Source organism: Shewanella waksmanii ATCC BAA-643 (assembly GCF_000518805.1).
In the GTDB taxonomy this organism is placed as follows: Bacteria; Pseudomonadota; Gammaproteobacteria; order Enterobacterales; family Shewanellaceae; genus Shewanella; species Shewanella waksmanii.
Genome location: NZ_JAEH01000007.1, coordinates 1 through 23780 on the forward strand (window position 1 = coordinate 1; position 23780 = coordinate 23780).

Annotated in this window: 15 protein-coding genes; 10 read left to right on the plus strand and 5 right to left on the minus strand. The window is 44.7% G+C overall.

Annotated elements, in window-relative coordinates; all coding sequences use genetic code 11:
* A partial coding sequence (locus tag L865_RS0104475) for an IS3 family transposase (RefSeq protein WP_028772008.1) occupies nt 1–192 on the plus strand: 192 nt, incomplete at its 5' end.
* Between the two features lie 135 nt (nt 193–327).
* Here the strand turns inward: L865_RS0104475 and L865_RS23130 are convergent.
* From L865_RS23130 to L865_RS0104495, 4 genes are all read right to left on the minus strand, one after another.
* Entirely contained in the window at nt 328–2262 is a 1935-nt protein-coding gene (locus tag L865_RS23130; RefSeq protein ID WP_051484440.1) for an alpha-amylase family protein, read from the minus strand.
* Nucleotides 2259–4238 (minus strand): alpha-amylase family glycosyl hydrolase, encoded by a 1980-nt coding sequence (locus L865_RS0104485; protein ID WP_245608393.1) that lies wholly within the window; start codon nt 4236–4238, stop codon nt 2259–2261. Before L865_RS0104485 ends, L865_RS23130 begins: the two co-directional genes overlap by 4 nt.
* An 11-nt stretch (nt 4239–4249) precedes the next feature.
* A complete protein-coding gene (locus L865_RS0104490; protein WP_028772131.1) occupies nt 4250–5797 on the minus strand; it encodes a tryptophan halogenase family protein in 1548 nt (515 codons plus the stop codon).
* 65 nt (nt 5798–5862) lie between these two features.
* Complete coding sequence (locus tag L865_RS0104495; RefSeq protein WP_028772132.1) at nt 5863–8601, minus strand: TonB-dependent receptor; 2739 nt, start codon at nt 8599–8601, stop codon at nt 5863–5865.
* A 500-nt stretch (nt 8602–9101) separates the two neighbouring features.
* On the opposite strand from L865_RS0104495, the gene L865_RS0104500 reads away from it, so the two are divergent.
* From L865_RS0104500 to L865_RS23135, 5 genes are all read left to right on the plus strand, one after another.
* Entirely contained in the window at nt 9102–10721 is a 1620-nt protein-coding gene (locus L865_RS0104500; protein ID WP_028772133.1) for an alpha-amylase family glycosyl hydrolase, read from the plus strand.
* Between the two features lie 210 nt (nt 10722–10931).
* Entirely contained in the window at nt 10932–12200 is a 1269-nt protein-coding gene (locus L865_RS0104505) for a sugar MFS transporter (RefSeq protein WP_028772134.1), read from the plus strand.
* 206 nt (nt 12201–12406) lie between these two features.
* On the plus strand, nt 12407–13621 hold the full coding sequence (locus L865_RS0104510; RefSeq protein WP_028772135.1) for an RsmB/NOP family class I SAM-dependent RNA methyltransferase: 1215 nt from the start codon (nt 12407–12409) through the stop codon (nt 13619–13621).
* Nucleotides 13622–13735: 114 nt separating this feature from the next.
* Nucleotides 13736–15961: an EAL domain-containing protein gene (locus L865_RS0104515; protein ID WP_051484441.1), complete on the plus strand. Its 2226-nt coding sequence runs from the start codon at nt 13736–13738 to the stop codon at nt 15959–15961.
* Nucleotides 15962–16149: 188 nt separating this feature from the next.
* Nucleotides 16150–19290 carry a DEAD/DEAH box helicase gene (locus tag L865_RS23135; RefSeq protein ID WP_051484442.1) on the plus strand — a complete coding sequence of 1047 codons (3141 nt, stop codon included), beginning with the start codon at nt 16150–16152 and terminating at the stop codon, nt 19288–19290.
* Nucleotides 19291–19308: 18 nt separating this feature from the next.
* Here L865_RS23135 and L865_RS0104525 read toward each other — a convergent pair whose 3' ends face one another.
* Complete coding sequence (locus L865_RS0104525; protein WP_028772137.1) at nt 19309–19719, minus strand: secondary thiamine-phosphate synthase enzyme YjbQ; 411 nt, start codon at nt 19717–19719, stop codon at nt 19309–19311.
* Nucleotides 19720–19806: 87 nt separating this feature from the next.
* On the opposite strand from L865_RS0104525, the gene L865_RS0104530 reads away from it, so the two are divergent.
* The 4 genes from L865_RS0104530 (at nt 19807) to L865_RS0104545 (ending at nt 23770) form a co-directional block, all read left to right on the plus strand.
* Nucleotides 19807–21537, plus strand: a complete 1731-nt coding sequence (locus tag L865_RS0104530) for a VRR-NUC domain-containing protein (protein WP_028772138.1) — start codon at nt 19807–19809, stop codon at nt 21535–21537.
* A gap of 196 nt (nt 21538–21733) precedes the next feature.
* Nucleotides 21734–22369 carry a PepSY-associated TM helix domain-containing protein gene (locus L865_RS0104535; protein ID WP_051484443.1) on the plus strand — a complete coding sequence of 212 codons (636 nt, stop codon included), beginning with the start codon at nt 21734–21736 and terminating at the stop codon, nt 22367–22369.
* Nucleotides 22370–22429: 60 nt separating this feature from the next.
* Nucleotides 22430–22930, plus strand: coding sequence for a DUF2271 domain-containing protein (locus L865_RS0104540; protein ID WP_037470545.1), 501 nt, complete (start codon nt 22430–22432; stop codon nt 22928–22930).
* Between the two features lie 21 nt (nt 22931–22951).
* Complete coding sequence (locus tag L865_RS0104545) at nt 22952–23770, plus strand: DUF4198 domain-containing protein (RefSeq protein ID WP_028772141.1); 819 nt, start codon at nt 22952–22954, stop codon at nt 23768–23770.
* Nucleotides 23771–23780 lie beyond the last annotated feature (10 nt).

The following is a 23780-nucleotide window of genomic DNA, read 5'->3' on the forward strand; positions in this document are numbered from 1 at the left end:
GAGAGTTTTTTCTCACTCCTAAAGAAGGATAGAGTTAAGCGAAAAGTCTATAAAACCAGAGATGAAGCACGCTCAGAAATATTTAACTATATCGAATATTTCTATAATCCAGTGCGCCATCATGGTAGTAATAACGGACTGTCACCAATGAAGTTCGAAAAGCAGTATTTTGAGAAACTAGAAAGTGTCTAGATAACTAGGGGCTTACCAAGCACGCCCCGTTAGATTAAAAAACACTAGATACAAAAACGCTCGGTAACTTGTTGCTACCGAGCGTTTTGTTTTTATAGCTGCAATTTTAGTTTGTTGCTTTGCCTGTTCGAAGCTTTATCTATCTAGCAGGATTTGGTATTTAAGCGGACTAGTCACCCAAACTTGCGATTGTAATGGTGCCAGTGACACCTTTAACTGATAACCGTCTGCTTGTTTTATCACTGACACTTGCTGGTTATCGGCAAGTTTATCCACTAATTTTATTTGCGCGTCGGCGTCCTTGTTAGTCCAATATTGGCTAAAAGCGGGTGTGAGTTTTAGGGTAAATTGTTTGTGCTGGTGTTGGCTGAAATTACTGACCACAACCATCTGTTGTTGCTTACTAGAGCGGCCAAATGCAAACACTTGATTATCGTAGCCTTGGCTGTCGATATTGGTGCTATGAAGATCAACATAGTCGCCTAATAAAGCCGGCTGCGTATGGCTTAGGTTCAATAGCGTTGCATAGTATTGACGCAGCGCCATTTCTTGTTTGGCTGATTGCCCACCATCAAACTTGCCGCCATTCATAAAGCGTTGATGTGCTGGCACACCGATATAATCGAAGATACTTGTTCTACTCGGTTGGCCAAATCCGGCGTTTTGCGCACCTGCTTCCCCAACTTCTTGGCCAAAATAGATCAAGGTAGGTGAGCTAGATAATAAGCTTGATACCACTAAAGCCGGTAAGGCGTTGTTCGCGGATCCTGCAAATTCAGGGCTGGCTATGCGTTGCTCATCATGATTTTCTAAGAAGTTGAGCATATGCGGCGCGATGTCGGCTACATTGGCTTGATCTTTGGCAATTTGCGCAGTGGTTTGTTTGCCTTGAATAATAGCTTTTAAGCTATCGTAAAGGCCGACCTTATCATACAGATAATCCATTTTACCAAGGTAGATATAGTCGCGATAAAGCGATGGCGTATAAACCTCTGCTAATAACAAGGCGTTCGGGTTCGCTTGTTTTATATGGCTATTGAGATAGCTCCAGAATTCGACGGGCACCATTTCTGCCATGTCATAGCGAAAACCATCGACCCCTTTTGCTAACCAATACAAAGTGATCGCTTTAAATTTATGCCAAGAAGCTGGAATTTGTGCCGCTGGTACCTGTTGCCAAAATTGGTAATGCGCTTGCCAGTCTTTGTTCGCATAATCTGCGGGAAGGGCTGGGAAGTCATGTTCGCCATTGGGTTTTACCCCGTAGTTAACTTTGACGGTTTCGTACCAGTCGTTGGCGCTTGGTTTGGCCAATCGTGAGCCATTACCGGTCCATTTAGCGGGGCGCTCGTCAAAATGGCCATCGCTCAATGGATGCGCTTGGCCGCCTAAGGGTTGATTGGCCGGTAAATCCGGCACCTCAAAAGCGGTATCAGGGATATAGTAAAAATCATTATGCTTGGCATATTCAACGCGGGTATTGTCTTGTTGACCGAAGTCTATCGTGCCCTTAGGTGCATTAATCGATTGATAGTTACGCGCCACATGATTAGGCACAATATCAATAATGACTTTCATGTTGTGGGCGTGGGTTCTGGCAATGAGCGCCTGAAACTCTTCGAGTCGCTTGGCAGGATCGTCGGCCAAATCTGGATTAACGTTATAGTAGTCTTTTACCGCATAGGGTGAGCCTGCTCGGCCTTTTACCACATCAGGATCATCTAGGCTGATACCATAGTCTTGGTAGTCATTGATCACCGCATGATGGGGGATACCGGTATACCAAATATGGCTGACACCCAATTGGTGAATACTGTTCAGTGCTATGTCATCAAAATCACTGAACTTGCCGACACCGTTTTCCTCAAGGGTGCCCCAGGGTTTATTGCGGGTTTCGGTATTGCCAAATAGCCGAGTAAAAACCTGATAGATAACCGGCTTACAAGTATCAGCGCTGGCGGTATTACACGGATTTGAATCCGCTATTGCGTAAAAAGGGCTCAGTAATAAAGGCAAGCTTAACCAGTATTGACGGCCAGTAGGACGATGAGCGCATTGGTTATTCTTCATTGTTTGTCTCCCGCTATTTCAATCAAAGTCACGCCTTTGTTTTGTAGTGTGATGCTGTCACTAAGTGAGACTTGTTCATTGGTTATGATGTTGCGGCCCACTGTTTTTGCAGAAATAAATGGATAGAACCGCGCTAACGCTAACGTTGTTGGATCTGAGTTCTTATTGTAAATAGCCATCAGTTTAGTGCCATTGCTACAACCTTTTTCAGCACAACGCAATTGCACGTAAATACCGTCTTTGGGCGCAAAATGGCGCAGGTCACCGTGGTGTATCATGTGATTATTTTTACGGTAGTTTAGCAGGGTGGTCATAAAATCTAACATCGCCGTTTGGTCGCTATTTAATCCTTTGCCTTCAAATACTGAGATATCATCATTATCCCAGCCTCCGGGCATATCCGCGCGCACAGCGCCATCGTTACGACCATTGGTCGGACTTTCCATCAAAATTTCTGAGCCATAAAAAATCTGGGGTATACGATTGCTAGTCAGTACATAGGCCATCGCCATTTGGGTTAATTCAAGGTCTTCTTCTAACAAGCTAAATAAACGGTTAGTGTCATGATTCCCTTCAAAAAGTACCAGTTTAGTAGGGTCTGCATAAACGATATCATTACTTAGAAACTCATATAACTTAATTAACCCGGTATCCCATCCTTCAGGCTCAGTCATCGCTGCAATTAATGATTCATATAAAGGGAAGTCCATCATACTGTTGGTTTGTGATACATAACCATCTTTGTTTTGTTTGCCTGCTTGCCAATAGCTAACAGTAATTGGGTTGTTACTCCACTCTTCACCAACAATAGTAAAGTTAGGGTATTCATTCATAATGGCTGTTGACCACTGTGTGAGGAAGTCTTTGTCGGCGTATGAATAAGTATCTTCTCTAATGCCGCTAAGGCCTGCGTATTCTACCCACCAAATACTGTTTTGAATTAAATAGGTCGCCATGTGCGGGTTGGTTTGATTCATATCCGGCATGGTGTCAGTAAACCAGCCTTTTTCGAAGCCATTTATGTCAACTGTTGCAGCATAAGGATCTTGTACGCTGGTACGTCGATGGCTGGTGTACATAATATCCTTTGGGTTGGCTTGCCACTTGGCTTGTCCGTTGAGCCATTGTTGATCAGGAAAGTCTTGCATCCATGGGTGAGATGAGCCCATATGATTAACGATAATGTCTTTAATAATGCCTATACCACTTTGTTTAGCTTCTAAAGCCAGTGCGGCGTATTCTTCATTACTGCCAAATCGCGGATCGATTTGGTAAAAATCAGTAGTAGCGTAACCATGATAAGACACTTGAGGCTGGTTGTTCTCAAGCAATGGGTTAATCCAAAGTTGAGTGACACCTAGGGCTTGAAGGTAGGGCAGTGCTTTACGGATCCCAGCAATATCACCACCGTGACGGCCATTTTTGTCGCTGCGATTAGCCGCTTCTAGCATATCAGGGTGGTTATCGTTATCTGGATTGGCATTAACAAATCGGTCAGGGGTGATGAGATAAATTACATCGCTATTGTTAAAGCCTTGACGGCTTGCCGAGTCAGCTTGACGAGTTAAAAGCTGATAGTTGAGTGTTGAACTGGTGCCGTCGGCAGCGCTAAGCGTAAATTCAAGTTGTTGTGCTGTTGCTGCGCTTAGGTCTAGATAAACAAACGCATGGTTTGGGCTAGTTTTATCTATTTTTTTGATTTTAACTTTATCTGCTTTAGCAAGCTGAATGCGCTTGTTGGCAATGCCTTGTTGATAGATCAGCAGCTGCAGCTCGGCATTGTTCATACCCGCCCACCAGAATTCGGGTTCTACTTTGATAGATTGGCTATTAGCAGAAGCCGCAACACTGACGACTGACAGCAAGACTAAGCTCGCCAATTTGTGTGGAACGGCTAAGGTTATGCGGGCTCGTTTGGCCTGTGTTGCGAAAGAGATAAGCTGTTGCTTGATAGTGAATAAGTGCGCCATTGCCATAGACAATATCCTTATTGGTTTGCGCGCAAGAAAGCGCCATGTTCTGGTAATTGAGTTAAATAGTGCTGATAAATTGCTTTGAGGTTACTGAGGAATTCATCTCTATCAGTGCCTGAAATTGTGTCGGCCAGCGGATTATAATCTTCCGGCATAAGTCCTTGACCAATCATCACTTGCAGCCAAGCTTCTTCGGTAAATAGCTCTTCTTGAAAACGGTGCAGATTACCCGTTTGCTTAAACAAGGCTATTTTTTGTTTCAAACTGGGCGGAATGTCCATGTGTTGGCAGTAGTGCCATAGGCTAGCTACTTCAGGTGGTTCCGTATCCGTATTTTTACGATGAACGTTGAGGTCGGCGTTATTGTTTAAGTGACTCTTTTGGTTAAGGTAATAGTGCAAAATAATAAAGTCTCTTATCTGCTCAAACTCAATTTGTGATTGACGGTTATATTCATCAACTAAGCTTTCACAGATGCTTAAATTGGGCATCAGTTTGGTTAAGCGGATGATTGCCGTTTGCACGAGATGTAAACTGGTGGATTCCAGCGGTTCTAGAAAGCCAGAAGCTAGGCCAATAGCAATACAGTTCTTATACCACTGCTGCTTACGTCTGCCGGGGACAAATTTTAACAGTTTAAGCTCTGCCAGCGGTTTAGCATCGAGGTTTTGCAATAAGGTTTGTTTAGCCACTTCGTCACTAACATATTGACTGGAAAATACAATGCCATTGCCGGTGCGATGTTGCAGCGGAATGCGCCATTGCCAGCCAAAATCATGGGCAATTGATCGGGTGTAGGGCACTATAGGGTCGACTTTTTCACAAGGCACTGCCCATGCGCTATCGCACACTAGCCATTGCTGGTAACTCTCGTAACCGACTTTTAGGGTTTTATCCATCAGTAAGGCATTAAAGCCTGAGCAGTCGATAAACAGATCGCCCGCAATGGTTTGGCCGCTATCTAATACAAGTGAGTCTATTGCGCCATCTTGAGTTAACTCAACATGATTAACCTTACCCTCAACTCGAATCACGCCTTTGTCGGCCGAATACTCATTGAGAAGCTTGGCATACAGGCCAGCATCAAAGTGATAAGCATGGGCTATACCTGCAAGTTGGTCGTTATGAATACGGTTTAAGGGCGCAAATTTGTTGTTGATTGCCGCTTGATAATTGAATGAATATTGCCAAAGGCTAGCACTTTGATTGGGTTTACTGGCTAACCAGTAGTGATGAAATGGGCAGTAACCTATGTTTTTACCCAGCTCACCAAAGGCATGCATATAGGCATCACCTTGCTGGCCCCAATTTTCAAACTGGATGCCAAGTTTGATGGTGGCTTTAGTCTTGGCAATGAATTCTTGCTCGTTAATACCTAGTACATCATTGAAAACTTTAAGCGGGGGAATGGTGGCTTCACCCACACCTATGGTGCCTATTTCTGCAGACTCTATAAGTGTGATCTTTAAACTTTGCTTATAAAGACGACAAAGAAGGGCGGCAGTCATCCAACCCGATGAACCGCCACCAAGAATAACGATATGGTTGATTTTATTATTCATAAGCTGCCTGCTTTGTATATAAAAAAGCCTCCGTGAAAACAGAGGCTTTTGTTAGTTAACTAAGATTAGAATCTGTAGTTAGCACCTAACATGTAGTTACGACCATAGCTTTGGTAATCGCGAACTTCACGTTGATCATCACCTGTGTAGGTGGTGAATGGCTCATCAGTTAAGTTATTAACTTGGAACATAATTGATAGGCCGTCTAGTGAAGTGAAACCACCTTGACCGAAGTCATAACCAATTTGAGCGTCAACGACCGTTTCAGCTGCTACATTCACTTGTTGGCGGCTTAAACTGATTGCAGTGACTTCACCTAGGAATTCGCTGCGGTAGCGTGAGCTAATGCGAGCTTCAAAACCTGCGCGCTCGTAGTAAACGGTGGCATTAAAGGTTTTTTCCGACAGACCTTGAAGTGGAATAGGATCGCTATCTGGCTTTTCCTTCACTTCTGAATCGTTATAAGAACCGTTCAAAATAGTACCAAAGCCTTCAAGTGCGTCAGCAAAATAACCAAAGTCTAGCGATACAGATGCTTCGATACCTTGGATGTAACCACCTTCACCGTTTTGTGGCACATCAAAGCTGCCTTGGCCTTTACCTGGTTCAACACCTGGAATCACGTCTTCAAAATCGATAAATACCGTGTCAGTGTAAACGGTGTTTTCAAGCTTTTTGTAGTATGCGGCAATCGCAAAATAACCTTGATCACTGAAATAGTTCTCGTAGCTCAAGTCTACTTGGTTTGCCATCCACGGTTTAAGCTGAGGGTTTCCTGAGCTACCTGTGTAGTAAATACCGCCTGGGCCCGTTGGGTCATAATTGAAGCTGGCAGACGCATTCATTTGATCCATGCGTGCACGGCTCATTGTACGCGCTGCTGCAAAAACGATACGTTGGCTGTCAGTTAGACCAAGCGATATGTTCATGCTGGGTAACCATTCTAGGTAATCATCTTCACCGTAGCTGTCTACAATCTCTAAGTTACCATTAACATCTTGAACGGCTTTACCGTTAGAGCTTTGATTAGTTTGAACCGCTTGAACACCAAAGTTACCGGTTAGCGGCATTTCGCCTATTTCAGTTTCAAAGTCTGCTTTGACATAAAAAGTGGTGACTTCTTCTTCAACTTGCCAAGTATTGGTTGAACGCTCTGGCTGAACTAATGCTGCATCAAGGGAGTTATAGAAGCCTGCGTTATATACCGCTAATGCGTCATAAGATAGCATGTCGCCCATGCCGAAGAAGGCGAGGGAAGTCGGGCTTAATAAATACTCATCAGGTACGGTTAACATGTAGTTGTCGCCGCTGCCGATCTCATAACCTTTAAGGGTTAAGTATTCGCCGTTATCAACTTTAGATTTTTCACGATTTGTATAGTTTACGCCAAACTCAACGCTGCGCATGAAACCATCATCAAAGGTATAGGTTGTGCCTAAACGTAGTGATTTTAGTTCATCTTCAATTTCTGGCTTGTTAATGAAGCCATCTTGCATGTTGCCATCAATAGATGGGCCCCAGCTAAATGCACCGCCTAATTTGATAAGATCGGGATCGGCGTAATTAAGAGATGGGTCAAATAGGTAACGACCATCGCCTGTGTATTTAAAACCTAGGTTAGGTTCTACGGCACCAACACCATTGCCGCGGCCGGTACCAGCATAAGTTTCGATACCGATATCTGTACGTTCAACTTTTGACATAGCCAGATCTGCTTCTACAGACCAGTTGCCGTTGATGATGTATTCAGTGTTCCAACCTAGCGATAGAGAGTCAGCATCACGGGTATTGGTATCGTTACGAACCAGCACCATCGCATCTTGGAAAGATCCTTCAGTCACTAAACCATCTTCTGTCGTGGTTGCAGTATTGCCTGAGTTAGCCCATCCGCCGCCCCAAGCACCTGGAATTTCGATTCCGCGCAGGATCTGTTCATCGAAGAAACTGGTGTAAAATACATCAACCACTGAGCGGAATTGCTCGTTTGGTTCATATTCAAATACGGCCATCACACCGTCACGCTCTAATTCTGAAGAACGCACGTAAGGCTTAGCACCACCTAAAATTTTGTCTCCAGCATCATTTTCAGGGTAGCCCCACGCATTCCAACGCTCTTCTTGGTTTGGAGACTGCATACGTGAGTAACCTAATGCGACACCAATCGTGTCATCGGCAAATTGATCAATATATGAAATGCTGCCTCGGTAACCTTTATCTGTAGAGCCCGCATTAAGCGCGCCTAAATCGTTCATTTCACCACGTAGATTAACCGCAAAGGTGCGCTCGCCATGACGCAGTGGACTAATCGTTTGCATATCAACTGTACCGGCAATAGCTTGCGTCATTAGCGAAGCATCCGGTGTTTTGTATACAACGACAGTGTTCAGTAGTTCTGAAGGGTATTGGTCAAATTCAACGCCACGGTTGTCGTTGATTGATGCTTGTTCACGACCATTAAGTGTTGCAAGGGAAAAGTCTGGGCCTAGGCCACGAATAGAGACAACATTTGCACGACCATCAAGACGCTGTGCAGCGATACCAGGAAGGCGAGCCAAAGATTCTGCGATAGATACATCAGGTAGTTTGCCAATGTCTTCTGCTGAAATAGCTTCTACAACAGAAGATGAAGACATCTTAACGGATTGTGATTCTTGTAAACTACGGCGAATACCAGAAACTTTGATGACTTCAATATTCTCATCTTGCGCTGCGGCAGTATTAGCATCGTTTTCTGCTGCGTGAGCTGTAGTGCTCATGCTAGCCGCGATTGCCAATGTAAGTAGGCTTGGTTTAAAAAGCGACATTCATCTTTCCCCTTTTTGAATGCGTAACAACTAGCTGTCCAATTAGCGTTGTTAGCTTTCATTTGTTTTTGGTTACAGTCTTTATATTGTTTTGTTTTGCCTCGATTAGCTTAATTGACTGCATAAGTATCAAGGTTATGACCAAATTGTTGTGGAGCAGTTGCGATACTACTCTTGGCTTTCGGGTTGCGACAATGTTATGCATACGTATTCAAAGGATACGTTGTTACTTTCTTGAGTCAAATCACGACTATTTTCAGCAAAGAAAGGTCACTTTCAAACTTTTTAACCTACTGTTATTAATGTGTTTTTTTATATTGGTTTTGGTTGGTTACATTTGTGGTGTTTTATGCATACGTATGCATAGATGTTGAACCCGATTTCCTTGTTAACGTATGCTCCAATTATTGAAAATAACGATTAATCATTCACAAGTGGTTAACAGTAATGCGACTTAGGCGTGTAGTTTACGCAGGGTTGGCTTACATTGAGGGGTGGCAATGAGTCAGGTTTCTTGGTGGCGCGGAGCAGTAATTTATCAAATTTATCCGCGCAGTTTAAACGATGCAAGCGGAGACGGAGTAGGCGATCTACGCGGGATCATCAATAAAATGGACTACATCGCCAGCTTGAATGTGGATGCGATATGGATCTCGCCGTTTTTTAAGTCACCCATGAAAGACTTTGGTTATGATATTAGTGACTATCGTTGTGTTGACCCTATGTTCGGTACCATGGAGGACTTTGATGAGCTGATTGCGCAAGCTCACAGCAAAGGAATCAAAGTGGTGATTGACCAGGTTCTCAGTCATACCTCAGATCAGCATCAATGGTTCACAGAGTCGCGTACTAGCAAAGATAACGACAAGAGTGATTGGTACGTATGGGCCGATCCTAAAGAAGATGGCAGCGCTCCAAACAATTGGCTCGCTATTTTTGGCGGTTGTGCGTGGGAGTGGGAACCAAGACGCAGTCAATACTACCTACACAACTTCTTAACTAGCCAACCCGATCTAAATTTCTACAATCCAGATGTACACCAAGCGGTGCTCGACAATGTTAAGTTTTGGCTAGATAAAGGTGTCGACGGATTCAGGTTAGACGCCATTACCTTTTGTTATCACGACCATCTATTGCGAGATAATCCCGCTAAGCCGGCTGATAAAAGGCAAGGCCGCGGTTTTAGCGAAGATAATCCCTATGCTTATCAGTACCATTATTTCAATAATACCCGCCCAGAAACGGTCCAGTTCATAGAAGAGTTACGCCAGTTAATTGAGCAATATCCTGGCGTGGTCACTTTAGGTGAAGTGTCATCAGAAGACTCGCTAGCCACCATGGCAGAATACACCCAAGGGACTAAACGGTTACACATGGCTTACAGCTTTGAGTTACTAACCGACGATTTCAGTGCCCGTTACATTCGAGAAACGGTAGAAGCGTTAGAAAACAGCATTGGTGATGGTTGGCCCTGTTGGGCAATTGGTAACCATGATGTTAAGCGCGTCGCTACGCGCTGGGGTAAAGGCGAGTTTAGCGACGAAATGGGCAAAATGCTCAATGCGCTGCTGTGTTCATTGCGCGGTAGCGTGTGTAGCTATCAAGGTGAAGAGCTCGGGCTCTCAGAAGCAGACATTCCGTTTGAACAAGTCCAAGACCCTTTTGGCATTGCATTTTGGCCGATGTTTAAGGGCCGTGATGGCTGCAGAACCCCAATGCCTTGGCAAGCAAATCAGCCTTCTGGCGGATTTAGCACTCAGGCCCCTTGGTTACCTGTGCCTAACGAGCATCTTAATCGTGCAGTTGATATTCAAAGTATTGATAGTAGTTCTATGTTGTCTAGCTATCAGCGATTACTCAATTGGAGAAAAGGCCACCCAGTATTGATTTTTGGTGGTATCAAATTTTTTGATGTATCAGATGATGTGCTGTTGTTTGAAAGAGAGTATCAGGGCGTACGCTATCTGGTCGGATTTAATTTAACTGCAAACAGCACTACAGTAATCAATCCCATCACGGCATCGATGAGTCCTATACCGCAGGACATGTTGCCTGGTGCGATATTAAACAACGATGTCATCGAGTTTGCACCGTTTGGTTGTTTATACGCTAAGTACTAAGGCCATTGAACTTTGAGGTCTATTTTTTCAGCAGAGTGCCTAAGGGTAGGTAAATAGGCATTTTGCTGCTGTTGTAGGGGTTGCATACAGTAAACATGCTTGACTGCAACACGCTTTACATAAATAGGTAGGGTCGATTAATTTCACTTAATTTTGGCCCGAGAGTTCAACAACCCTAATCATATAATTTAAATAAAAGAGACATTTACTATGGCTATGATGCAGTCAACTGCAACCACAACAACAGCGCAAGGTGGTACAGAGAACTATCGCTTTGCGTTGGTGAGTTTAACTTCTTTGTTTTTTATGTGGGGTTTCATTACCTGCCTTAATGACATTCTTATTCCCCATTTAAAAGCCGTATTTAGCCTAAGTTATGCCGAGGCGATGTTAATTCAGTTTTGCTTTTTTGGCGCTTACTTTCTTGTGTCGCTGCCGGCGGGGAAACTCGTTAAGCAGGTGGGGTACCAAAAAGGCATAGTGATTGGTTTAACCATTGCTGCGTTAGGTTGTGCCTTATTCTACCCAGCTGCGGCGCTTGCAACTTATGGCCTGTTTTTGGGGGCGCTATTTGTTTTGGCTTCTGGTATCACCATCTTACAGGTAGCTGCTAACCCTTATGTTAACGCGTTAGGCCCGACAGAAACCGCTTCAAGCCGACTCACACTCACCCAAGCGTTTAATGCGCTAGGCACTACAGTAGCGCCGTTTTTTGGTGCGGTATTGATTTTATCTGTCACAGTTGAAGCATCGGCGCAGTTGACCCATGCACAGGCAGAAGCCGAAGTGGTTAAGTTACCTTACTTACTGCTAGCGGGCATGCTGGCGATTTTAGCCATCGTTTTCGCCAAGCTAAAGCTACCCACTATTGCTGCGCATCAAGACACCTCTGAAACCACAGCTAATCAAAGCCATTTAGGTAAAACCAGCGCGTTTCAATTTACTCATTTAACCTTAGGTGCGGTGGGTATCTTCGTCTATGTGGGCGCAGAAGTTGCTATCGGTAGCTTCTTAGTCAACTTTCTAGCCGAAGAGCATATTGCCGGGTTAACTGAAGCCACTGCCGCCAATTACATTGCATACTATTGGGGCGGGGCGATGGTCGGTCGCTTTATTGGTGCAGCAGTGATGCGTAAAGTAGAAGCGGGCAAGGTGCTTGGTTTTAATGCGGCGATGGCAGCTATATTAGTGTTTATCGCAATGACATCCAGTGGCCAGTTGGCGATGTGGTCTATATTGGGCGTTGGGTTATTTAACTCAATTATGTTCCCAACCATATTCAGTTTAGCGCTGCGTGATCTAGGTCCTTTTACCTCTCAAGGCTCAGGCGCGCTATGTTTGGCAATTGTTGGCGGTGCAATCTTACCGCTACTACAAGGTGTGCTGGCTGATAATATCGGTATTCAACAAGCCTTCTTCTTACCCATCATCTGTTATGCCTTCATCATCTTTTATGGTTTAAAGGGCGCTAAATTATAATCGATTAGTTAAGATGATATTGATAGAAAAGTAACCTTCGGGTTACTTTTTTTATTTGTACTACTGCAAAAAATTCAGCACGGCTGATTGGTTGTTGGCTTTAATCACGTTTGAGTGGTTTTATTTAGCTACAAATGCACGCTTCACCTTGCGTATTGATGTTGATACTCCTATGATCGCTGCGTTTTCAACAATTAGGTTATCCCATGTTACAAACTTCGCTATCAGCAAGCTCCACTGAATTGGTTATCAATATTCTGTCAACAGTATTATCAGAAGGTAAGCCACTTGATAGAGCCTATTCAATCCACTTTTCGGGCTTAAAGTTATTGCCCGCTGAGCAAGCACGCATAGCATTTGTAGTGGGAGACATTCTGCGCAAGCTTAACCTGTATTGCTATTTAGCAGATGTAAAGCAGTCGGAGATAGAGCGCCTAGGTTCTAGACTGCTTAACGCATGGCACATGCTGCAACAGTTGCCGCTACCTAAGCTGCCTTATTCGTTGACCATTGAACAACCTCTTTTCGACGAGCGCGTCGCTCAAGCTAAGCTTGATGAGGCATTATGGGATGGCTGTCCCGAGTGGCTTAATGAGTTGGGTTTACAGCAGATGGGTGAGCAGTGGCCAGCAGAGCGAGCCGCATTAAATCAAGCGCCTAAACGCTATATTCGCGTTAATGATTTAAAAACTGACAAAGCCAGTTTAATTAATAAGTTAGCCAAGGAAGGGGTACAAAGCCAAGCAGTCGCTGGAGTGGAATCAGCCCTAGAAATCACCTCAGACTCAGCGTTATTTAGAACCGATGCGTTTAAACAAGGCTTGTTTGAGCAACAAGATGCGGGCTCGCAGCAGATAGCGGCAGTCCTTGATGCTAAACCCGGCATGCGTGTTGTCGATGCCTGTGCCGGCGCGGGTGGTAAAACCTTAGCTATTGCTGCGCAGATGCAAGGCAAAGGCCGATTACTGGCAATGGATGTTGAACAATGGAAATTGGACAGCCTTAAGCAACGTGCAAGGCGCGCTGGTGCGCATAACGTAGAGACGCGCATTATTGCCAGCAGCAAAACTATCAAGCGCCTTAAGTTGTCGGCCGATCGGGTCTTGCTTGATGTGCCATGTTCTGGTTTAGGTGTACTAAAACGTAACCCGGATGCTAAATGGCGCGATACAGCCGATCGTTTACCAGTTTTAGTTCAGCTGCAGAAAGATATTTTGCAAAGTTATAGCCGCATGGTAAAAGTCGATGGCATATTGGTTTATGCGACTTGTTCTATCATGCCGCAAGAGAATCGCGCTCAAGTTGATGAGTTTTTAGAAAATAATCCTCACTTTTCTTTCATTGAAGATGAAACAATCAGCGTTGCCGAGTCTGGTTTTGATGGATTTTACATGGCAAAACTTAAGCGGATTAGCGAATAGTATTGTTTGGGTTTTATTAGCCTAAAATCTTATTGCGAGTAAGGTTTATTGTTGGTTAGGATGAAAGAGTTACGCTACCCTATTATGTAGCGTTCGCTCATTTGAGGCCTGATCATGCAAAGCAATTATGAGTCAATTGTTCCGACAATAAGAGAGTTTTCCGGTTCAAGCATTAGCATTGAACGTTATAGCAAAATTCTCACTATGGTGATCGCAGGAGAACCATTAAGTTCGATCCTCAATGCGCTTGTTTTGCTGATTGAAAAAGAAAAGCTCGGCACTCGAGCATCAATACTGCTGCTGAGCGAAGACCGCCAGCGCCTGCTTACCGGCGCTGCGCCCAACCTCCCTGACGATTACAATAGTGCGATACATGGCATAGAAATTGGCCATGGTGTCGGCTCTTGCGGTACGGCTGCTTACAGCGGCGAGTGCGTGATTGTTGAAGACATTGAACACCATCCTTTTTGGCAAGCTTATAAAGCACTGCCGTTACAAGCGGGACTTCGAGCCTGTTGGTCGGAGCCTATCAAAGATAATGCCGGCCAAGTGTTAGGTACTTTTGCGATGTACTACGACACAGTTAAAAGCCCAACTCGATTAGATTTAAAACTCATTCAAGAGGCGGCTAAGCTCGCCAGTTTAGCCATAGAACGCTCACGTGCTTTTCAGTTCCAACAATTGGCTGTTAATATTTTTGGCCATTTGCCGGTGGCTTTGGTCACGACCGATGATAAATGGTCAGTGCTTGAAGCGAACCCCGCGCTATACCAAACGCTGCAACTTGAAAAACTGGTGTCATTTAATCCGTTTGAGATCTTTGCTCCATCGGGTGAAATTGCCGTGCGATCAATGTTAAATGAGCTTAGCCGCCAGCAGGTTTGGCAAGGTGAACTCGCCACAATGAGTGGTAAAAACCAGCGATTAGATCTTGAGGTGAAAGTCACCTCATTTTCCGAAACGCTTGGTGGAGAGCGCCGTTTCGCGTGGTTGTTTAATGACATCACTGAGCGTAAACAAGCCAATGAGCTAATACGTTACCAAGCCGACCATGATGCGCTGACAGGGCTGAGCAATCGAAGCCACTTAATCGAAAAAGTACAGCAACATATTGACCAAACTAACGGTAAACAGCCCTTTGGTTTCATGTTGATGGATTTAGACAATTTTAAAGTTATCAATGATACCTTTGGCCATGAATGTGGTGACAAGTTGTTAGTTTCAGTGGCAAAGCGTTTACAGCAGCAATTAAGCCCAGAGATCCATTTGGCGCGCTTTGGTGGTGATGAGTTTGCGTTGTTTATTCCTTTTATCAGTGATTCTGAGGCGCTAGAGGCGTTGGCTGAGCAATGGCGCAATGCGCTTTCTCATTCCTACACTTTAGCCAACGGACAAAAGTTATATGCCACCATCTCTATTGGTATCGCTCGCTATATCAGTGATGCTCACAATCTAGAGTCTTTGTTAAATTGTGCCGATCAGGCGATGTATATTGCTAAATCCCAAGGACGCAACCGTTACCAGTTGTTTACCTTAAGAATGCAGCAAGAGGCCGAGCGTCATGCAAAATTACTATCGGCACTTAAATTAGCGGTGATTAATCAAGATTTCGAACTGCATTTTCAGCCTATTGTGTGTATTGAAACCAACCAAATCATCCGCGCTGAGGCCTTATTACGTTGGCAGTTAGACGGAGAGTATGTATCGCCGGCTGAATTTATTCCAATAGCCGAAGCCAACGGCTTGATAGTGCAGATAGGCCAGTGGGTGCGCTTACATGCAATGGAGACCTTAATCGAGCTGAAAAATCAGGCCATCGACATCGGTTTATCGTTAAACATTTCCACCTTTGAAATGTGGTCAGATAATTTGCAAGATAAGTTGATAGCGTCATTCGATGCTTTAGGGCAGCAGTTGTGCCAAGGCGATTATCCGTATCAAGGGCTCACTTTAGAGATCACTGAATCGGTACTGATGGAGCAACACTCTCATCTGATTGAAACATTAGATACCCTAAGAGACAAAGGGATCAAAATATCTATTGATGATTTTGGTACGGGTTACTCTTCGCTGTCTTATTTAAGTCACTTCCCGGTGGATCAAATTAAGATCGATAAGAGCTTTGTTCAAGGTGCTGATGCCGCCAAAAAACAACAAGCTTTAATTAAAGCTATCTCTAGTCTCAGCCAAGCATTAGAAGTGCAGGTGGTTGCAGAAGGGGTTGAAACTGAACCTGAGTTAGCCTTTATTCGCGGCTGCGGTGTTGAGGCCGTTCAAGGTTATTACTTTTTTAAACCGATGAACAAAGCATCGTTGTTCAGCTTACTGCAACGTCAATAAACGCCTCTGCAATTTGAAGTTTGCCTGCCGTTGTTCAAAATTAGGCCTCGGTAGGATAAAGCTGATTAATATTCAACTCATTAGGTCAATGTGCTTCGAAAAGGCCTAGATTGTCCCTACCAGAATGTTATGATTAATCCTTTCGTTTCAAGCACTGCGGTTAAACTCACTGAGTTACGGAAGGTCTTTTGCAAGCGTTGTTATCTACTTTTAGCCATGAAAACCTGTTTAATGCGATTCAGATATTATTAGATACAGGTATTAGCCATTACCAAGACAATTTACCTACGTTGTCGGGTCAGTTTAAGGTGGCTGCAAATCAGCCGCAGATTATGGCGCGGTTAAGTTTACAAAAGCAGGGTAGCCATTGGGCATTCGCAGAAGGCTATTGTAGTTGTTACCAGAAGCGTTGCCAGCATCTAGCGGCGCTCGCTCTTGAATACAGCGCTAAAGATCAACTCGCTCGCGCAAAACCTGCCCAGAAGCGAAAAACCGCCACCTTGATCCGCTTGCTACGTAGTGAAATGGCCCGCCATCACGATCCATTTCCAACAATGGCTAAACATCGAATCCTGTATTTGTTGTCGCCTGGCCCTAAAGGTCTACAACTGACTTTTCATAAAGGCTATTTACAACGCGACGGCCAATATCAAATTAAGTCGTTATTGGATCTCAAAGTCATTAAAAAAGGGCCAAACCCTAAATACATGAGCCAAAGCGACATCAGTCTGTTGGCGCTGTTTGACCCTTATATTGATCTTAATACCATGACGGTTGCGTTAGATAAGTTCACTATGACGGATGCAGACTATGAGGTGCTGTTTAGCACTCACCGTTGTATCTGGCAGGATGAAGCGGCCCAACCTCTGACGGTCGATTACATGTTGCAGCAAGACTTTATAGACCGTGATTATATGGTCAATATTAATGATCGCATCTGCATTGATGTAGCTGCCAACAACGCGGTGTTTAGCAATACTCGTCTGCCAATTTCATCTGAGACTTTTGATGATATTTGGCAACCTAAGCTAACCATTAGTCATCAGCATCTCGATTTTGATTGGTTAGATGAGCCTTTGATGGCATTTGATGTGGCCAAGTTCAGTTTACTATGTGGCGCCAAAGCGGTTGAATTTGAACAGGCTTATGTCAGTTTCTACGAAGATGATGAATGGTTATCAACCTTAGCTGCCTATCAGCTCGAACTCAATGCCATGCCGCTACTCACTACGGTTTATGAGGCACGAGTTTGGCAAGCTTTTCCATTAGGTAGTCGCTTGATGTCGAGCGATCTGACTGAACAGTTAATTCAGTTACGCATGCTAAGCCTTAAAGGCTGGTGCATTGAATTTGAAGCGCAACGACGCTTTAAACAGGCGCAGGCGGACAGTTGGTTTGCGACCGTTACCAGTTTATCGAAAACTGATAACCGCTTTAGTTTACTGTTAGGCGTAGAGGTTGATGGTCAGCAGGTGAACCTACTGCCACTGATTGTGCGCGCTATTCGCCAACGCAAGCTCATAGAGTTAAACCAAGAGTTAACCAGCGATTTACCAAGCGATGAGTCGACTGGCGCACCTGCACCTATTAATCTTGTTTTAGAGTTAGACAGTGGTGAAGAGCTTAATATTCCTGGTGAACGTATTGCCAATATCGTTGCTGTGCTCGATGAGCTATACCAAGCTAACCCACTTAATAGCCAAGACCAGTTAGAGCTGTCTCGTCATCAACTTGGTAAACTCAATGAAATTAACCAAGTCATAGAAGCGGGTGATGAAGACGGCACAGTCGATAAGTTACACTGGCGCGGTGACACTTGGCTTAAAAATCTGGCAAATCAACTCGATGAAGAGGTGAGTCCAGAGCATACAGAATATATTGCGCCGATTGGTCTGCAAGCGACATTGCGTGACTATCAAAAGCAAGGGGCTATGTGGCTGAGCTTTTTGCGAAAGCAGCAGTTTAATGCAATCTTAGCGGACGATATGGGCCTAGGTAAAACCTTGCAAACTTTGGCAGTAATACTGGCAGAGAAAGAGCAGGGCAACTTAACTGTACCAGTACTTATCGTTGCCCCAACCAGTTTGCTGACTAACTGGCATTTAGAAGCGCAAAAGTTCGCCCCGAGTTTAGATACCCGTATTTGGCGCGGCCGCAGTCGACATGACGAGCAGCACATGCTTACCGACAGTGATATTGTCATCACCAGTTACGGGCTACTGGCACAAGACTTTGATAAATTGCGTCACCATAAGTTTGATACTTTGGTGCTGGATGAAGCTCAAACCATCAAAAACAGTCGCAGTCGGATCACCAAGTTAGTTAATGGCTTACAAACCCAGCATAAGCTTTGCTTAACCGGTACGCCTATGGAGAACCACCTTGGTGAGCTTTGGTCATTATTTAACTTCTTAATGCCGGGTTTTTTGGGCACCGCTAGCCAGTTTAAGCGCAAGTTTAAATTACCTATTGAACAAGACCATGCGGTATTAGTGCAAGAGATGTTAAGAAAGCGGATAAAACCGTTTATGCTGCGGCGAACTAAACTGCAAGTGGCGACCGAATTGCCACAAAAAACGGTTATGAATGTCACCCTAACTTTGAGTCAAACCCAAGCACAATTGTATGAGTCAGTGCGGGCGGTGATGGAAAAACGTATTCAGGCGGTGGTGCAGGAGTCCGGCTTTAAACATAACCGCTTAGCGGTCAGTAATGCCTTGTTGCGTCTGCGGCAAATCTGTTGCGATCCACAGTTGCTTGGCCTAAGCCATCAAGTGGATCCGACTGACGAGCTGCAAGGTAAATCAGCGAAGATGACTTGGCTGCGCGATAAAATTCCTAGCATGATTGAAGAAGGACGAAAAATCCTGATTTTTAGCTCGTTTACCACCATGTTGGATAAGATTGCCGCAGAGCTTGATGACATCAAGGTCGACTACTTGCAGCTAACCGGTAAAACTCGCAACCGCGACAGCTTAATTGAACGTTTCCAGCAAGGTGATGTACCGATTTTCTTAATCAGCCTTAAAGCGGGCGGAGCGGGACTCAATCTGACCACAGCAGATGTTGTGATCCATAGCGATCCTTGGTGGAACCCCGCTGCAGAAGAACAAGCGAGTGATCGTGCCTATCGTATCGGGCAAACTAAGCCGGTATTTGTTTACAAGTTAATTTGTAAAGACACCGTTGAAGAGCGTATCCAAGCATTGCAACAAACTAAGATGCACCTAGCATCGGGTATTTATCAGGATGAAAACTTACCTAGCACGCAAATGGGCAGTGATGAGTGGCTAACCCTATTAGCGCCCATGAGCGACAATGAGCGCTAATCGCGCTCATAAATAGGGTTATTCGCCTTGGCAGGTGAGCACAATGCGTCGCTCACTGGCATGGTTTCTAAACTCGCACAAATAAATGCCTTGCCATGTACCGAGGTTAAATCGACCCCGAGTAATGGGAATAGTGAGCTGTGCACCTACTAGGCTAGCTTTTAGATGGGCAGGCATGTCATCGCTGCCTTCATAGGTGTGGGTGTAGTACGGCTCGTTCTCTGGTGCGATGCGGTTTAAATAACGTTCAAAGTCTACTCGCACGCTTGGGTCGGCATTTTCATTTAGCGTCAACCCCGCAGAAGTATGCTGCAGCAATAAATGCGCAAGCCCCACTTTTACATCGGGTAAATAGGCCTCAAGCTCGTCGGTGATAATGTGAGCTCCGCGGCGGCGCGGTGTGAGTTCAATGAGTTGCTGTGTCCACATAGTGATTATATATTGGCAATGTTTGTCGCAGATTGCCTGATACCACAGCAAAATACAACTGCCGCCCGTTAGTGAAAAGGAGAGTACATGAGCCACGACAGTCAGGGTACAGAGCCTTTAGATACGTCCCTTGCAGCAGATTACTACCTTGATAACTTCAACTATGTGGTTGACCATGTCACAGCGCGGTATCAAGACCTATTTCCTGCCGAGCTGAGTCAATGTTTAACGGCTTATCGGCAGCTGACGAGTTATGCTCAGCGGCTTTTAGTTCGCTTGTGTAGCAGGCAAGGAGAGTGGTTTGAATCCGTAAAACTCAATTATGCTGAGATAGCCGATATTGATGCTGCCATTGAGGAGCTCGGACAAGCTTGTTTAGTGAGCTGTGTGACTAATCCGCCTGTAGAGGTTTTGGCCCTTAAACTCACGGTAAAATCGCTAAAGCAGATCCTCAAGGGTGCATATGCCATTGCGCCAAAACAGATGCCGTCCAAAAAGGCTGAATTAAGCCTAGCACTGCAGCAATTGGCCGCAGAGCAACCAGAGGTAAAGATTGGTGAGTTTATTGGCTCACCTTGGCTCAAGGTCAATATTCAATGCCATTACGATGCGTTGTTATTACTGTTTTTTGGCAATCGTTATCAAGATTTAACTCAGTTTGTGGTGGCCGAGCTAGGTTTACAGCAATTCTATCCCTATCAATTAGACCGTAACAGCCGGTTATTTAATGACTGGCGTTCAGTAGAACAGTTGGCGTTATTGAGCGATGCAATAGAGCAATTTGAACTGCAAAGGCGCCAATTAGACTACATTGGTGTGAAAAAATTTGAGGGCGATATACCCACTAACACTTGCAGTGACTTTTTACAGTATTATCGCAGCAAGTTGCAATTTAGTATTGGCCGCGATTTAGAGCGCAAAGGCTATTTAGATGATGCGCTTTTCCTTTATGACCAGCTAAGTCACTCGGCAGCTATCGAGCGCAAGACGAGGGTATTGATTGCTCAGGAGCATTATCAAGCTGCGCTAACACTTATCAATGATGTGCTAGATTCAGGTAAGCTCTACGCCGAAGAACAGCTCATCTTTCTGCGCCTACTCAACCGATGCCAACGTAAGTTAGGCATAGAGGTGACAGGGACTAGATTCAAGCAAAATCATGATGCCATCAAAATAATTCAACTGACTATTGGGCAGTTGCCATTGCAACAGATGAATGAACTTGGCGTTAAAGGCGTAGAAGAGCATGTGATCTACACTTACCAGCAACGTGGCTACTTGGCATTCCATCTCGAAAACAGCCTGTTTTGTTCGCTGTTCGGTTTATTGTTTTGGGACATTATTTTCGCGCCGATCCCTGGCGCGTTTCAGCATCCATTTCAGTCAGCGCCCAGCGATATGTACCAGCCAAGTTTTACCGATACAAGGCGAGCGGCTATCGATCAGCGTCTTAAAGAAATAGCACTAACAACTACAGCCGATATTTATCAACGTATTGAGCAGGCGTACGAGCAGTACTTTGGCTATGTTAATGATTGGGTGGATTGGAGCCGGGTTACCTTGGTTCATTTACAGCGTTTGCTTGATAGCGTCAGCGATGAGTTTATCGCGCTGTTGTTAACCTATATGCTGCAGTCGCTTAAACATCACCGCAGTGGTTTACCGGACTTGTTTGTCTATCACCCTAATGGCAGTGGCTTTGAGCTTATTGAAGTAAAAGGGCCGACTGATAAATTACAAGATAACCAAAAGGTGTGGCTCGATTGGTTAGTTGGGCATGGCATAGATGTCGCCGTGTGCCACGTCAAATACGAATAAACCCATTGGGGCTCTTAAATCGCAGACTTTATTATGCCTGCTCTGGGGCTGGCGACTGTCTTTAGTTAGGTTCAGTTGGCTTATGTAAATTTCGTAAATCAAATTTTAATGATAATTATTTTCATCTAAGTTGTAGTTATTGATCTGTGACGATTCAGCGCCGCAGTTGTGATCAAAACAATAACAAGATGAGAGTATGAACAAGCCATTAACCAAAGCGCCTTTAAGCGCTCGCAACTCGCAAAATCAACGTAAACACACTCTCAAACTTGCTCGTACTATCCATATTTATGTGTCAATGGCGCTGCTGCTGTTGATGCTGTTTTTTGCGTTTACAGGCATCACACTTAACCACCCACAGTGGTTCAATGCAGACACCGCTGAGTCAGATTACCAAGAGATCAACTTGCCGGAGCATCTGCTGCCTGTTGAACCTTTAACGCCGGCTTGGCAAGAAAGTGCCAAATATTGGCTTAACAGTGAATTTAGTTTGTCGCTTACTGAGGCGGAGATTAGCGACGATGAAGTAGCGATTGTGCAGAGTAAACCTGGCCGCTACCAGAGCTTAACAATCGATGTGTATGAGCAAATGGCCTTTTATGAGCATAGAGAATATGGCGTGATCGCCATTCTTAACGATTTACATAAAGGTCGCCATGCCGGGGTAGTGTGGCAATGGGTGATCGACATCAGTGCCGTGCTAATGATTATTTTCTCGTTAACCGGGGCTTACCTGCTGTTACCACAGCGCAAAAAGCTGTTTCGTTCTATGCGCTACATGGGTGTGGTCAGCATAGGCTGTATCGGTATTTACTGGTTTAGTGTGCTGTAAGTGTTGTGGTTTCGATTGAGCAATTACGATTTTTGATAGGAATTTAACATAGGTATTCATATGAACAAGACCCTGCTTGGTGCATTGCTATGCACATCAATGTTAGCGATGCCAGTATCGGCCAGTAAGATCGAAATCGATTTAGGCCTAGCAGAGATCACCGAAGGTCAGTACTTACGCCCATACACGGCTGTTTGGGTAGAAGATAGCCGCGGTAAACACGTTGACACCATCGCACTGTGGACTTGGGATGAAGGCGAGAAGTGGCTCAAAGATATTCGTCGTTGGTGGCGCAAAATTGGTCGTGATGAAGCCGGGTTTATTGATGGCGTTACCGGGGCAACACGTCCATCTGGTCAATACAAACTCGATTGGGACTTCACCGACAGTGAAGGTAAAAGCGTTGTGGCCGGTAAGTACACCTTGTTGGTGGAAGTTGTGCGAGAACACGGCAACCGCTCACTAGTGCGCCATAAGTTCAATCATGACGGCAAGGCATTTGCGGTAACACTGCCACCAACCGATGAAACTGCTGAAATCACCATTAAGTATCAACCTTAAGGTTAATAGAAAGGATAAAAGATGAAAAAGACACTCGTATTAGCGTTAGCATGTGGGGTGCTTAGTCACAGTGCTGTGGCCCACGACCGTTGGATCTTACCAAGTCACTTTACCGTTTCTGCGGAAGCTGGCAAAGGAGTCTGGATCACTTCAGACGTGACCGCTAGCAACCAAGTTTTTCAATATGACAAACCTTATGGCAGTGAAGATGTAGAAATTATCACCCCGCAAGGTAAAAAGCAGTGGCCATCTTCAAGCTACAAAGGCTCACGCAAGTCAGTATTCGACTATCAACTAGTGGCTGATGGTACTTATAAACTGCAAAAGAAAACCAGTCCACGTTACTACGCCAGTTATAAAGTTAAAGGCGAAGATAAGCCGGTATATAGCCGCGCTGATAAAGAAGCGACTAAAGCAAAAATGCCGGCCAATGGTTACGATCTTGTCGGTGTGATGAGCTTTTCACGGGTTGAGTCTTATGTGACCCTTAACAAGCCAAATGATACTGCGCTGGCGCCAACAGGCGAGTATTTAGAACTGATCCCGGTGACACACCCAGCCGATATTGTTGAACAAGATGTCGCTGAATTTAAGATCACCTATCAGGGCAAGCCTGTTAGCGGCGCTGAAGTGTCTGTTGTAAAAGAGGGCACGGTTTACCGTAATCAGCTTAACGCTACTAAAGTCACCTCTGACAATGACGGTATGGTTAGCTTTACGCCGCAGTCTGCCGGTCGTTACTTGTTACATGTGGAATATCAGCAGCCCATCAAGGGCAACCCTTTAGCTGATAAGGTTAACAACGAAATCTTCTTAACTTTTGAAGCTGGCTTAGATTAACCCCTAATTA

Coding starts and splice junctions, on each gene's coding strand:
- L865_RS0104505 (WP_028772134.1), top strand. CDS start 10,932: ATGGCTATGATGCAGTCAACTGCAACCACAACAACAGCGCAAGGTGGT.
- L865_RS0104495 (WP_028772132.1), bottom strand. CDS start 8,601: ATGTCGCTTTTTAAACCAAGCCTACTTACATTGGCAATCGCGGCTAGC.
- L865_RS0104530 (WP_028772138.1), top strand. CDS start 19,807: ATGAGCCACGACAGTCAGGGTACAGAGCCTTTAGATACGTCCCTTGCA.
- L865_RS23130 (WP_051484440.1), bottom strand. CDS start 2,262: ATGAAGAATAACCAATGCGCTCATCGTCCTACTGGCCGTCAATACTGG.
- L865_RS0104515 (WP_051484441.1), top strand. CDS start 13,736: ATGCAAAGCAATTATGAGTCAATTGTTCCGACAATAAGAGAGTTTTCC.
- L865_RS0104500 (WP_028772133.1), top strand. CDS start 9,102: ATGAGTCAGGTTTCTTGGTGGCGCGGAGCAGTAATTTATCAAATTTAT.
- L865_RS0104540 (WP_037470545.1), top strand. CDS start 22,430: ATGAACAAGACCCTGCTTGGTGCATTGCTATGCACATCAATGTTAGCG.
- L865_RS0104510 (WP_028772135.1), top strand. CDS start 12,407: ATGTTACAAACTTCGCTATCAGCAAGCTCCACTGAATTGGTTATCAAT.
- L865_RS0104525 (WP_028772137.1), bottom strand. CDS start 19,719: ATGTGGACACAGCAACTCATTGAACTCACACCGCGCCGCCGCGGAGCT.
- L865_RS0104535 (WP_051484443.1), top strand. CDS start 21,734: ATGAACAAGCCATTAACCAAAGCGCCTTTAAGCGCTCGCAACTCGCAA.
- L865_RS0104490 (WP_028772131.1), bottom strand. CDS start 5,797: ATGAATAATAAAATCAACCATATCGTTATTCTTGGTGGCGGTTCATCG.
- L865_RS0104485 (WP_245608393.1), bottom strand. CDS start 4,238: ATGGCAATGGCGCACTTATTCACTATCAAGCAACAGCTTATCTCTTTC.
- L865_RS0104545 (WP_028772141.1), top strand. CDS start 22,952: ATGAAAAAGACACTCGTATTAGCGTTAGCATGTGGGGTGCTTAGTCAC.